The 13,654-nt window shown below is 52.8% G+C and carries 12 protein-coding genes; 11 read left to right on the top strand and 1 reads right to left on the bottom strand.

Annotation, left to right across the window (positions count from 1 at the left end):
• Positions 1-85: 85 nt before the first annotated feature.
• The 8 genes from B5E84_RS03135 to B5E84_RS03170 are packed head-to-tail and all read left to right on the top strand — an operon-like array spanning position 86 to position 8,850.
• Positions 86-1,021 (top strand): ABC transporter permease, encoded by a 936-nt coding sequence (locus tag B5E84_RS03135; RefSeq protein ID WP_087219089.1) that lies wholly within the window; start codon positions 86-88, stop codon positions 1,019-1,021.
• Between the two features lie 15 nt (positions 1,022-1,036).
• Complete coding sequence (locus tag B5E84_RS03140) at positions 1,037-1,906, top strand: ABC transporter permease (protein ID WP_087219092.1); 870 nt, start codon at positions 1,037-1,039, stop codon at positions 1,904-1,906.
• 22 nt (positions 1,907-1,928) lie between these two features.
• Positions 1,929-2,909: an ABC transporter ATP-binding protein gene (locus B5E84_RS03145; RefSeq protein ID WP_087219094.1), complete on the top strand. Its 981-nt coding sequence runs from the start codon at positions 1,929-1,931 to the stop codon at positions 2,907-2,909.
• A gap of 1 nt (position 2,910) precedes the next feature.
• Complete coding sequence (locus tag B5E84_RS03150) at positions 2,911-3,864, top strand: ABC transporter ATP-binding protein (RefSeq protein ID WP_087219097.1); 954 nt, start codon at positions 2,911-2,913, stop codon at positions 3,862-3,864.
• 53 nt (positions 3,865-3,917) lie between these two features.
• Positions 3,918-5,504, top strand: coding sequence for an ABC transporter substrate-binding protein (locus B5E84_RS03155; RefSeq protein WP_162612796.1), 1,587 nt, complete (start codon positions 3,918-3,920; stop codon positions 5,502-5,504).
• A 31-nt stretch (positions 5,505-5,535) separates the two neighbouring features.
• Positions 5,536-7,206, top strand: a complete 1,671-nt coding sequence (locus tag B5E84_RS03160; RefSeq protein ID WP_087219101.1) for an FAD-binding protein — start codon at positions 5,536-5,538, stop codon at positions 7,204-7,206.
• Between the two features lie 12 nt (positions 7,207-7,218).
• Positions 7,219-7,461, top strand: coding sequence for a 4Fe-4S dicluster domain-containing protein (locus B5E84_RS03165; protein ID WP_087219104.1), 243 nt, complete (start codon positions 7,219-7,221; stop codon positions 7,459-7,461).
• A 21-nt stretch (positions 7,462-7,482) separates the two neighbouring features.
• Positions 7,483-8,850, top strand: a complete 1,368-nt coding sequence (locus B5E84_RS03170) for a subtype B tannase (protein ID WP_087219107.1) — start codon at positions 7,483-7,485, stop codon at positions 8,848-8,850.
• Positions 8,851-9,057: 207 nt separating this feature from the next.
• On the opposite strand, the gene B5E84_RS03175 is transcribed toward B5E84_RS03170, so the two are convergent.
• Positions 9,058-9,777, bottom strand: coding sequence for a Crp/Fnr family transcriptional regulator (locus B5E84_RS03175; RefSeq protein WP_162612797.1), 720 nt, complete (start codon positions 9,775-9,777; stop codon positions 9,058-9,060).
• Positions 9,778-9,917: 140 nt separating this feature from the next.
• Here B5E84_RS03175 and B5E84_RS03180 point away from each other — a divergent pair, with 140 nt between their 5' ends.
• From B5E84_RS03180 to B5E84_RS03190, 3 genes are all read left to right on the top strand, one after another.
• A complete protein-coding gene (locus B5E84_RS03180) occupies positions 9,918-11,381 on the top strand; it encodes an SLC13 family permease (protein WP_204248528.1) in 1,464 nt (487 codons plus the stop codon).
• A 392-nt stretch (positions 11,382-11,773) separates the two neighbouring features.
• On the top strand, positions 11,774-12,247 hold the full coding sequence (locus tag B5E84_RS03185) for a MarR family winged helix-turn-helix transcriptional regulator (RefSeq protein WP_087219113.1): 474 nt from the start codon (positions 11,774-11,776) through the stop codon (positions 12,245-12,247).
• 6 nt (positions 12,248-12,253) lie between these two features.
• A complete protein-coding gene (locus B5E84_RS03190; RefSeq protein WP_087219116.1) occupies positions 12,254-13,633 on the top strand; it encodes an MATE family efflux transporter in 1,380 nt (459 codons plus the stop codon).
• Positions 13,634-13,654: the final 21 nt, after the last annotated feature.

Consider the following 13,654-nt stretch of genomic DNA (forward strand, 5'->3'; position numbering starts at 1 on the left):
ACAGGAAACGGGTGAGATGGAGACAGGGAAACAGGGATCGAGAGTGGAGAGACAGAATAAATGAGGAAAGGAAGTTGAGAAAGACATGATTCGGTATATTGGAAAACGCTTGCTGTGGATGATCCCAGTGCTGTTCGGAGTGACTCTTTTGATTTTTACCCTTCTTTATTTTGCCAATGGCGATCCGGCAAGAAATCTGCTGGGGCCGGATGCCTCAGAGGAGGAAGTGCAGGAGCTGCGGGATGAATGGGGATTAGACGACCCGTATTTGACCCGTTACGGAAACTATATCAAACAGCTTTTGGTGGACAAGAGCCTGGGCACGTCCTACGTCACAAAGCAGGACGTTTCCCAGGAGATCGTCAGCCGGTTTAAGGTGACATTCCTGCTGGCTCTGGAGAGTACGGCGGTAGCGGTGCTGTTCGGCACGGTGATGGGGATTTTAGCTGCCGTGCATCAGGGATCGGTGTTAGATAATGTGTCCATGGTAGTTGCCCTGGTGGGGGCGGCTATGCCGGGATTCTGGATTGGCCTTCTTCTTTCTATATTATTTGCGTTAAAGCTGGGCTGGTTTCCCGCCAGCGGATGGGGAGGCTTTAAAGAATCCATCCTGCCATGTTTATCCCTGGCCATCGGCAGCGCCGGTTCCATCGCCCGTCAAACCAGATCTGCGATGTTAGAAGTAATCCGGCAGGATTACATTACCACGGCCAAGGCGAAGGGCGTTTCCCGTATTGTGATTATTTGTTCCCATGCCCTGAGAAACGCATTAATGCCCATTGTCACCTCCGCCGGGATGACGCTGGCATGGCTGATTGGCGGTGTGGTGGTGACGGAAACCGTATTCTCCATTCCGGGATTGGGGATGTATATGGTGTCAGCCATCAACAAGAGAGATTATCCGGCCATTCAGGGAAGTGTGCTGTTTATCGCGGTGGTATTCAGCCTGGTAATGCTGGTGGTAGACATTCTTTACGCCTACATTGATCCCAGGATCAAGGCAAAATATAAGAATTCGTAAGGCGGGGGTGAAAACATGACAAAAGAACGGAAAACGGCAAAAAAAGAAAGTATGTTCCGCCTGACGTTTGAACGTCTGATGAGGAATAAAATGGCGATTGCCGGGCTGATTTTTTTAGGAATTGTGGTTTTGATGGCTCTGGCGGCCCCGGTGATTGCGCCCTACAGCTACGAGGAACAGGACCTGTTCAACACCTTAAAGGGACCGAGCGGAGAGCACATTTTTGGAACGGATAACCTGGGACGGGACATTTTCAGCCGGATCTTATACGGCGGCAGAAACTCCCTGATCATTGGATTTGTCTCTGTGGGGATTTCCGCAGTGATCGGTGTGGTGCTGGGGGCTGTAGCGGGATATTACGGCGGTAAAGTGGACATGGTGATTATGCGTCTGCTGGACGTGCTGCAATCCGTGCCGGCGATCCTGTTGGCCATCGCCATCGCGGCCACAATGGGGCCTGGATTTAAAAACTGTATTATCGCGCTTACCGTTTCTTCAGTCCCTGGGTTTGTGAGAATGACCAGAGCCTCCTGTATGAATGTGCAGGGGTTGGAATACGTGGAGGCAGCCAGGTCCATTAACGCGCGAGAGAGCCGTATTATTTTTAAACATATCCTTCCAAACGCCATTTCGCCGATTTTTGTTCATGCCACCATGAGTGTGGCTACGGCGATTCTTACCTCGGCCTCCTTAAGCTTTATTGGACTGGGAGTGCAGCCGCCGGCGGCGGAGTGGGGAGCGATGCTGGCAGAGGGGAGAAACTACATCAGAGGATATTCTCATATTGTCATTTTCCCTGGACTGACGATCATGCTGGTGGTGCTGTCATTGAATATGCTGGGCGACGGTCTGAGAGATGCGATGGACCCGCGTCTGAAAAATTGACGGATAGGAGGAGCCGCTTGTTATGGAATCGAAAGAATTGTTATTGAGTGTAAAGGAGCTGGCTGTCTCATACCGGACCAGTGAGGAGATCGTAAGGGCGGTAAATGGAGTTTCTTTTTCCGTCAACCGGAAAGAGACTCTGGGTCTGGTGGGAGAGACGGGCGCGGGGAAGACAACGATTGCCAAGGCTATTATGTCTATTTTACCGGATCCACCGGCGAGCGTGGACGGGGGAGAGATTCTGTTTGAGGAAAACGATCTGCTGCATATGCCGGAAAAGGAGATCAGAAAGATAAGAGGAAAAAAGATTTCCATGATCTTTCAGGATCCCATGACCGCTTTAAACCCGGTTTTTACAGTGGGAGATCAGATCGCGGAAGGGATCCGCATCCACGAAAATGTGAGCAGAAAGGAGTCGGAGGAGAGGGCGAAGGCAATGCTGGAGATGGTGGGAATTCCCAGTTCCCGTTACGGGGAATATCCTCATCAGTTTTCCGGAGGAATGAAACAGAGGGTTGTGATCGCGATTGCCCTGTCCTGTAATCCGGAGCTGCTCATCGCGGACGAGCCCACCACGGCGCTGGACGTGACGATCCAGGCGCAGGTCCTTGAGATGATTGGAAATTTAAAGGAGCAGATGGGAACGGCTATGATTCTAATTACCCACGATCTGGGGATTGTGGCGGAGGTCTGTGACAACGTGGCTGTGGTTTACGCAGGAGAAATTGTGGAGATGGGGAGCAAAGAGGACTTGTTTGACCGGCCGGCCCATCCTTATACCAACGGCCTGTTCGCGGCTTTGCCAAGCCTTGCCGGTGATCAGAAACGGCTGAAACCCATTAAAGGGCTGACGCCGAACCCGGCAAATCTGCCGGAGGGGTGCAAATTCTGGCCCAGATGTCCCTATGCCACAGAGGAATGCCGTCAGGAAAACCCAGGTTTAAGGGAAATCGGCCCCGGCCATTTCTCAAGATGCACCAGGAAAAGTCAGGAGGGATGTTGATATGGAAAGGCTGCTGGAGGTTCAGCATCTGAAAAAGTATTTTAAAACCCCAGGAGGAATGCTCCATGCGGTGGATGACGTAAGTTTTCATATCGAAAAGGGGAAAACAGTGGGAATCGTAGGGGAGTCTGGCTGCGGGAAATCCACCTTAGGACGCACTCTGATTCATTTGCTGGAAAGCACAGATGGAAAGATCTATTTTCATGGGGAAGACATTACCCATGTGGACAAGCATAAATTGAGAAAACTGCGGGAGCATATGCAGATTATTTTTCAGGACCCTTTTTCTTCCTTAAATCCGAGAATGACGACCGTGGAAACCATTGAGGAACCGCTGCGCCTGACAGGGCGGTACGGAAAGGAAGAAATCCGGGAGCTGACAAGGAAGATGATGGAAACCGTGGGGCTGGATGAGAGGCTGTACCATGCCTATCCTCATGAGCTGGATGGAGGACGGCGCCAGAGGATCGGCATTGCCAGGGCATTGATTTTAAATCCGGAATTTGTCGTGTGTGATGAGCCGGTTTCCGCTCTGGATGTGTCCATTCAGGCCCAGATCCTCAACCTGATGCAGGATCTTCAGGAGGAGCGGAATTTCACCTATGTATTTATTACCCACGACCTTTCCGTAGTACGCCATATTTCCGATGAAATCTGTGTCATGTATTTAGGACAGATGATTGAGAAATGCGGGGCAAAGGAGCTGTTTGAAAATCCGCTGCATCCATACACGAAAGCGCTGCTGTCCGCGATTCCCATTCCGGATATACACGTAAAGAGGAACCGTATTATCTTAAAGGGGGAGATTACCTCACCGGTAGAGCCGAAACCAGGATGCCGGTTTGCGGCCAGGTGTCCGTATTGCAGGGAGGAATGCAGCATTCCTCAGAGTCTTCAGGACATGGGAGAGGGACATATGGTAGCCTGCGGGAGAGTGAAGGAAATCAACAGGTAAAAGAAACCTGTGATCAATAAGAAGGGAGAATGATGATGAGAAAAAGAGGTTACATGACAGGAACAATGATGGCCCTCGCCTTATTTGCGGCGGCAGCTATGACAGGCTGCGGAGGGGAAACGGGAAACGGGGAGACTTCCGGAACGGAAGTGGCGGAGGCACCTGCGGATGGGACGTCCACCGTCTATGTACAGTTAAAGGGAGACTTTGCCAATTTCCAGCCGTCCACCAAGAATCATGAGGACAATGTGAGCACCAGGCTAAGCTATTATGAGACCCTGTTCCAGTGGGACTACAACGGGGAGTGCACTCCCTTGCTGGCAGAGAGCTATGAGTGGGTGGATGGAAACCACATTAAGATTAAAATTCACGACAATATTCACACCCATGACGGCAATCCCATTACGGCGGCAGATGTGCTCTGGAGCATTCAGTACGCGGCGGATTCTCCGGAATTTATGCGCCACACGCAGAATATCAATTTTGGTGAGACAGAGATTCTGGACGACTATACCATTCAGATCGCCATCAACACACCGAATGTATTGTTTTTAAACGATCTGAGCCGAATTGACATCACATCGGAGAAATCCTTTAACGACAGTCCGGATCATATGCTTACCTGCGGAATCGGTACCGGGCCTTATAAGATGGTTTCTTATACTCCGGGAGTGGAATTTGTGCTGGAGAAGTATGAGGATTACTGGAATAACGATACGGGGCGGGAGGATCAGCTCCAGAATGTGGACAAGATCGTTTACAAGTTCATTCCAGAGGAGGCCCAGCGTTCCATTGAGCTGGAGAGCGGCGGCGTGGATATTGTCACTACGACAGCGATTTCCGATGTAGACCGTTTTATGGAGGACGATACCTACAATGTATCAGAATTTGCGCTGACTCAGACCCAGGCGCTGTACTTTAACTGTTCCGATCAGTCTGTTTGTCAGAATAAAGAGCTGAGGCAGGCCATCAGCTACGCCATTGATAACACTGCAATGGTCGCGGGGATTTATAACGGCCATGCCCATCCGGCAGTCTCTGTGGTAATGCCTGGAGTGCGGGAGTGGAAGGACGAGATGGAGGATAACTGGAAGTACGCTTACAATCTGGACAAGGCAAAAGAGCTGCTGTCCCAGGCTGGCTACGCTCCCGGAGAGCTGACCCTTCGTTTGGCTACAGGTGATAACAGCAGCTGGAAAAGCATCGCCCAGATCCTTCAGGCAGAGCTTTCGGAAATGGGAGTCAACGTGGAGATTCAGATTCATGATACGGGAACGTATATGTCTGTATTCAGCGATTTTTCTCAGTGGGATCTGTTTGTAAATGAGTACGCGGCGAAGGGAACCATTATGTTCTACTTCTATAATCAGATGAACAATAATACGAGGAACGCTGTAGGCTGGCAAAACGATGAATTCCAGGAGCTGCTGGCGGAGGCGATTCAGACGGATGATCAGGCTACCATTGACCGGCTGGTGGAAATTTACGAGGAGGAGATTCCTTCCCGCCCCATCATCAATCTGACCAGGTACTACACCTATCGGAAGGGAATCGACAACATGAGGCTGAAGGATGACTATACCATGCTGTCCGGAGATCTGACTTATACAGACGAGGCAAATTCCTGGTTATACGATTAATAGGAAAAGAGGAGGAATTGCAGTGAGTGGAATGAAACAAAATCCCCCCCTGGAATGTGACGTTCTGGTGGCGGGCGGAGGCGTGGCCGGCCTGATGGCGGCCATCGCCGCCGCAGATCGCGGGGCGAAGGTGATTGTAGCGGAAAAGGCAAATTCAAAAAGAAGCGGTTCGGGTGCCACGGGAAATGATCATTTTCTCTGCTATATCCCGGAGGTTCACGGGGAAGATCCGTCTGAGTTTATTCAGGAGATGGAATCGTCCCAGATCGGTGGAAATAACGATATGGATCTGGTACGCCGCTATGTGGATGAATGCTTTGACCGGGTGAAGGACTGGGACGCCTGGGGAGTTGGAATGCGGGAGCACGGGGACTGGGAATTTAACGGTCACGCCAAACCAGGGCACTTAAAGGTTTGGCTGAAGTATGCCGGCAGAGAACAGAAACCGATTTTTACAAGAGAGGCGCTGAAACGCGGCGTCACCATCCTCAATCACCATCCGTTTGCGGAGGTTATCACAGGCGAGGATGGGACCGTAGCAGGGGGAATCTGCGTGGATCTCACGGAGGAGATCCCGAAAATGCAGGTAATCCGGGCAAAGAGCGTAGTGCTGGCCACAGGAAACGTAAATCGTCTGTTTGGATCCAGAACCATGGGCTGGATGTTTAATATGGCCGGCTGCCCCTCCGATGTCTGCACCGGCCGGGCGGCTGCCTACAGGGCTGGAGCCAGATTGGTGAATCTGGATATGACTGGCATGGGGGCAGGATGCAAATACTTTAACCGGGGCGGGAAAGCCACATGGATCGGTGTGTACAGCGATATAGAAGGAAAGCCCTTAGGCCCATTTGTGACAAAGCCTTCAAAGGAGTACGGCGATTTGGCGGGAGATGTGTGGCGGGAAATGTTCACGCTGAAAAACTCCCAGGGAGAACCGGTGTTTATGAATTGTTCGGAAATTCAGGACGAGGATCTGGACTATATGCTGTGGGGCCTTACAAATGAAGGAAACGTAGCGACTATGGACCATTTGAAGGAAGAAGGCTTTGATTTTAAGAAACATATGGTGGAGTTTGACGCGAAGGACGGCGGTTCCCTGGGAGGCGGCATTGATATTGATATAAACGCCGGATGTACCGTCCCGGGACTCTATGCTGCCGGGGATGAAACAGGAAATTTCCGGGCGGATATGGGAGGCGCGGCCACGTTTGGCCATATAGCGGGAGTCAGCGCAGCCGAGTACAGTCAGGGAAAAGAAAACAGGAACGCGGAACAGATGCCGGCGGCAGCGGAGTGGCTGGAGAAACACAGCCAGATCCTGGAACGCCCCGCGGACAATTCCTGTCCGTCCTGGAAGGAGCTGAATGTGGCGGTTCAGCAGGTCATGAGCGATTACTGCGGCCCCTATGTCCGCAGCGAACATATGATGCAAACAGGTCTGACCCATTTGAAACGTCTCCAGAAACAGGTGGAGCGGATGTGCGCAAAAAACAGCCATGAGTTTATGCGCTGCATTGAGGTGGAGGATATGTTCCTCATGGGAGAGCTGGCATTCTACAGCGCGATGGAGAGAAAGGAAACCAGAGGACGCCACCGGAGGGTGGATTACCCCTTTACCAATTCCCTGCTGAATCAGAAGTTTGTCACAATCGAAAAAAGTGATAAAGGACCGTCTGTGGGTTGGCGGGATAAACATAAATAGGAGGTGAAAGGTATGCCGCCGATCATTGAGAAAGATAAATGTATAGGCTGTCACAAATGTGTGGACCTCTGTCCGGTGGATGTATATGGGGTTCAGGAGAAAAAAGGCTGTCCGCCGGTCATCCGCTATCCGGAGGAGTGCTGGCATTGCAACGCCTGCGTATTTGACTGCCCGGCAAAGGCCATCCGCCTGCGGGTTCCGGCCCCCCTTGCCATGGTATTTGTGGATGCGCCGGAGAGAAAACGGGAAAATTAAAGGACAGACAGGGGAATTCAGATGGAAATTTCATTAGAATTTGACGGACAGGGCGGCCAGATCCGGGAGGCTGAGGCCGATGGACGAAAGGTGCGCTACCGTTCGTTTGAAAATATTGTGTATGTAAAGCATCCGGTAAATCCAGAGGTGCAGAGATTAAATATTTACGTGCCGGAAGGATGTCCCGAGGGAGGGAAACAGCCTCCCATCCTGTTCCCAAACGGCGTGGGAGGCTATATGCCTTCCGCGCCGGTGACGCCGGGGCCGCGGCCGGAAGGAGGTCCCAACGCGGCGTTTGAAGGTCTTTTGAGAGGCTATGTAGTAGTGTCAGCCGGCGCGAGAGGCCGTGGGACGAAGGATGAAAACGGCAGATACACAGGCGGTGCCCCGGCCTGCATCGTGGATCAGAAAGCGGCCATCCGCTATCTGCGCCATAACCGCGGCGTGATTCCGGGGGATACGGAACGAATCATTTCCAACGGGACCAGCGCAGGCGGTGCCATATCTGCTCTCCTTGGAAGTACGGGAAATCATCCGGATTACGAACCGTATCTAAGGGAAATCGGGGCGGCAGATGAAAGAGATGATGTATTTGCCGCGTCCTGCTATTGTCCCATCACGGATTTGGAGCACGGGGATATGGCTTACGAGTGGGAATTTTGCGGAAGGAATCACTGGAGCGGAAGAATCGGGGAAGGGGATTTGAGCGAGGAGCAGATCCGGCTCTCAGACATGGAAAAATCCCTCTTTCCGGCTTATGTAAACAGTCTTGGACTGGAGGATGAGGCCGGCCATTCTTTGACTCTGGATCGGCAGGGAAATGGATCGTTCCAGGAATGGATCAAAAAACTGGCGGAACAGTCCGCCCAGAGGGCAGAGTCAGCCGGGGAAACGCTGCCGGACGCGCCTTGGATCATCAAAGAGCCAGCGGGGACCTTAAAACTGGACTGGGATGGATACATTGATTTCCGAGGCCGGATGAAACCGGTACCTGCTTTTGACGCGCTGGATTTGAGTACGCCGGAAAATGAACTGTTTGGCATGAAGACAGGAGAAAACTGTCACTTTACCGCGTTCAGCGCGGAGCATGGCAGCGGAGAAGGAAGACTGGCGGAGAGCAGACGAATCCATCTGATGAACCCCCTTTCCTACATCGGAGATCCTCAGGCCAGGACGGCGGATTATGTAAGGATCCGTCATGGCGCCTCGGACTGCGATACCTCTCTGGCGATTTCGTCAATTCTGGCAATCCGGCTGAGAATGGCGGGAAAAAGAGTGGATCATCGCCTGCCGTGGGGCGTGATCCATACGGGGGACTATGATCTGGACGAGTTGTTTGAATGGATAGAGGATGTATGCGGGCAGGAAGATCAGAAACACACGATGTAAAAAGAGATTTTTTCAGGTTTTTGGTTTTCTTTTATCAGTTTCGCAGGGTAAAAGGATCTGACGCAGTCAGGCGTGGGCTATTTTGGAATGTAGACGAAAAATCCTGCCGGAAGGCAGGATTTTTTGTGGTATAAAAAACGATGTTTCCTATGCCATGAAAGTCTCCGGCGAGAGGCAGGCTCTGCGCAGTGGAAAATTCCGCCCCTCCTACCCCCGCGGAACCTCCGGCAGCGCCGGCTCCTGCAGGCGGCTGCGGCCGCGGCGGACCAGCTCCAGCAGCCGTTTTTCGTCGGTGATGACCAGGCAGCCGTCGATTCGGCTTAATATGCCCTGGTTTCGCAGGTTTCCGGCGATGCGGCTCACGGTTACCGGGTGCATTCCCAGATATTTTGCCACCTCCGTGAAGGTGAAGGTCTTGGGCACAATGCTCAGGCCGTTTCGCTTCACCCGGCAGCTGAGGAGCCACTCGCAGAACAGGGTTTCCTTGTCCACGTTCCGGGTGTGCTGTACCTTGTTGATGATCTCCAGATAGTTTAGGGAGATGGCCTCCAGCACCGCGCCGGCAAAGCGGATGTCCTCGTCCAGCAGCCTGGAAAAAACAGGCTCCTTCATGGTGTAGTACACACAGTCCGACTTGGCGGTGATCCAGAAGGCAGCCGGAGGGATGAACAGGCTGGCAGAAGGGCTGTATCGGTATTTCCGGGCCAGAATCTCCGCGAAACCGATGATGCGCTGTTCGTTAAAATAAAGATAAACCATTTCCTCGCCTTCCTCGTTTAAGGCGGTGAGAGATGCCACTCCCTCCACCAGGAAATAGGCCTCACTCATGTTCCTGGAAACAGTAGGGTCAAAGATAAACTGGTTTTTTTGCTTTTTCATGGGGGTACCGTGTTTCATAAACAGGTCCCGTATCGTACATTCTTCCATATCTATATCCCTCCACGCTGTTACTATAACACAGCGGGTTATTTTTTTCCACATATTCATGGATTCTTAACCGGCGCTATTGGTATCTGGAAAAAAAGAATGTTAATATAATAACAAATTTCGCTTGGGAGGTTATTAGTATGCCAAAGAAAAAGGTAGAAATGGTGTATGTACACTTTGTTGTGGGCCTGGCGATCATGCTTTTGATCCGGTTTATGCCGGTGGAGCTGCCGGGCGTTACGCCAGTGGGAAAGCAGATCCTGGGAATCTTTATCGGGACGCTGTATCTGTGGACGACGGCGGATCCGGTGTGGTCCAGCCTGTTTTGTATTTTCATGATCGGAGCGTCGGACTACGGCCCCATGGGTTCCGTGCTCAGCGCCACCTTTGGAAACCCGACGGTGGTTCAGATTTTCTTCCTGATGATTATTATGAACACTCTGCAGGTGCACCGGCTGAGCGCTTACATCGGCCGTTTCTTCCTGACGAGAAAGGTGATCGTGGGAAGGCCCTGGGCGTTTACGGCCGTGCTGTTTATCGGTTCCGTGCTGATTGCGGCCTTTGTGGGTTGCTTTGCCCCCATTTTCCTGTTCTGGCCCATCCTGTATGATATTTTCCAGGATACGGGCATGAAACCGAAGGAGGCGTACCCCACCATCATGATCATCCTCATCGCTGTGGGTGCTGCCATCGGTTTCCCCGTTCCGCCGTACATGAGCAACGGACTGGCCCTGATTTCCAACTACGCCACCATCACCACCAACATCCTGGGAACCAGCGTGGTGATCAACAATGCCCAGTGGCTCCTGGTGGCCCTGGTTTACGGCTTTGTCTGTGCCGGCGCCATCATCCTGTTTGCCAAGTTTGTGCTGCGGCCGGATGTGAGCAAGCTGCAGGATCTGACTCTGGAGCAGTTAAATAAGAATCCCCTTCCGCCCCTGTCCAAGGAGCAGAAGATGGTTGCGGTGGTCATCGTATGTTTCCTGCTCAGCATGATGCTTCCCAGCATCTTCCCGTTCCTTCCGGGAATGGCCTGGCTGAGTGCCAACTCCTACGGCGTCGCCATCCTGTTTATGGTAATCCTCTGTGTGCTGCGCTCTGACGGAAAGCCGGTGTTCTCCGTGAAGGACAACATGGTTCCCTTTGCCTGGGGCACGTATTTCCTGGTGACCTCTGCCATCCTTTTAGGCAGTGTGCTGACCAACGACAGCACCGGTGTGATCACCTTCTTAAATACGGTCCTGTCCCCGATTTTCCAGAACATGAGCCCGATGGTGTTCAGTATTGTGGTATTGGTGATCGGCTGTGTGCTCACCAATATCTGCAACTCCCTGGTAATCGGTATGATCCTTCAGCCGGTTATCGCCACCTACTGCCTGTCCGTGGGTGTAAATTCCGCCCCCATCGCGGCGATCATGAGTATGTTCGTGCTGGCCTGCGCCATCGCCACTCCGGCGGCGTCCCCCTTCGCGGCGATGCTGTTCGGAAACAAAGAGTGGCTGCGCGCCAAGGATATTTACAAATATGACCTGATGTTCGTAGCCATTGAGCTGGTCCTGGTTTTAGTGGTGGGACTGCCGTTAGCGAATATGTTTATCCGCTGATCCCAAGGGATCGGGAAGAATGCCTGCTGTGGCGAGATGCCGCGGCGGGCGTTTTTTAGTGTGAAAGCCCGGATGGCGCCGATATATCTGGGCGCGCTTGCGTGCCCAGATATATCGGCATCAGACGGGCAAGACGGTATGAGAAAGTAGGGCGGCAGCCCGGATTTCGAATACCGTCGGCAGATGGCGGGAACGCCGTAGGCGTGAAGCCATCTGGCTTTCATGATTCGCGATGACCGCGTTAGCGGTCATGTCCGTTTTGTGTCGCGGGAAAATGCGTCCCATATCCAGCCTCTCCAAACTATTTGCTTGCGCACGCAATAAAAATATGGTAAAATAGTCAAGTCTTGACAGCGATACGGAGTCCGGCGCGGCCGGAGAGAGGAGGAGATATGGAAAAAGAGGTACTGCGGTGGCTGGCGGTGGCGGACCGGTACAAGCGGATGTATCTGGACAAGCAGCTTGCCCCTTTAGGGATAAACAGCAGCCAGCATATGTATGTGCTGAAGGTGTGCGCGGAGCCGGGCATCACCCAGGACCAGTTTCTGCAAAGCTTTTACGTGCACCCCAGCAACGTGACCAGGGCGGTGGCGGCTCTGGAAAAAGGGGGATTTCTGCGGCGGGAAACCTGTGAGGAAGACAAGCGGAAGTGGCGGCTCTACCCCACGGATCACTCCCGGAACTTGTACCCGGAGATCGTTCGGATCTGCCGGGAAACGGAGGATATTTTGCAGGAGGGGTTTTCCGGGGAAGAACGGGAGCTGTTCCGAACTCTGTTAAAACGGGCGGGGAAAAATATGCTGGACTGTGTTTCCCTGCAGGGAGGACATCCGGAAGAAATAATCAGGGAGAAAGGAAAGGTTTGAGTACGAATGAAAGAAGAACAACGGGAAAATCCATTGGGATATGAAAAAATTTCCACACTGTTAAAGGGATTTGCCATCCCCAGCGTCATTGCCATGCTGGTGAGCTCCCTCTACAACATTGTGGATCAGATCTTTATCGGCCAGGGCGTGGGCTATCTGGGAAACGCCGCCACCAACGTGGCGTACCCCCTCACAACCATCTGCCTGGCCATCGCGCTGCTCATCGGCATCGGGAGCGCCTCCCGCTTTTCCCTCTACTTAGGGGGCGGGATGAAGGACAAAGCGGCGAAGGTGGTGGGAAACGGTGTCTGCATGATGTTTGCCTTCGGCATTTTGTATACGGTGCTGGTGGAGATTTTTCTTGTGCCTATGCTCACCGCGTTCGGAGCCACAGCGGATGTCATGCCCTACGCCATCAGCTACACCAGGATCACCGCGGTGGGAATGCCTCTGCTCATTGTGACCAACGCCATGAGCAACCTGGCCAGGGCCGACGGCAGCCCCAAATACTCCATGACCTGTATGCTGGTGGGAGCCATTTTAAACACCATTCTGGATCCCATTTTCATTTTCGTGTTTGATATGGGAGTGGCAGGGGCGGCCATCGCCACGGTAATCGGGCAGTTTTTTTCCTTCCTGATGGCCCTGCGCTACATCTGGCATTTTAAAAATGTGGAGCTGGAGCGGAGCCATTTCCGGCTGAGCCTGGAGGAAAGCCTGTCCACCGCCTCCCTGGGGATGAGCAACAGCTTAAACCAGGTGGCCATCACCCTGGTGCAGATCGTGTTAAACAATTCTTTGACCTACTACGGCGCCCAGTCGGCCTACGGCATGGAAATCCCTCTGGCGGCCTGCGGCATTGTGATGAAGACAAACGCGATCCTGCTTTCCATTATCATTGGGATCTCCCAGGGCAGCCAGCCCATCATCGGATTTAACTATGGGGCGGCCCAGTATGACCGGGTGCGGAAAACCTATAAGCTGGCGATTCAGTGCGATCTGGTGATTTCCGCCATCGGCTTTTGCCTGTTCCAGTTTTTCCCACGGCAGATATTGTCCCTGTTCGGGAGCGGCGACGCCCTGTACTATGAATTTGCCACCCGGTTTATGCGGATTTTCCTGTTTATGATCATCGTAAACGGGATACAGATCATTTCCTCCAACTTTTTCGCAGCCATTGGGAAACCGGTGAAGGGGCTGCTCCTGTCCATGACGAGGCAGGTGATTTTCCTCATTCCCCTGATCCTGATACTGCCGCTGTTTTTGGGGATTGAGGGAATCGTGTTTGCCGGCCCGGTGGCCGATTTCGCAGCCTTCCTGGTGACGGCCACCTTTATCGCCAGGGAAATGAAGATGATGAAAGGGCTGGAGCGGGAGACGGCGTAGCCGCGGGGCTTTCGGCCGGGA

The sequence above is a fragment of the Lachnoclostridium sp. An14 genome (assembly GCF_002160755.1).
Classification (GTDB): Bacteria; Bacillota; Clostridia; order Lachnospirales; family Lachnospiraceae; genus Lachnoclostridium_A.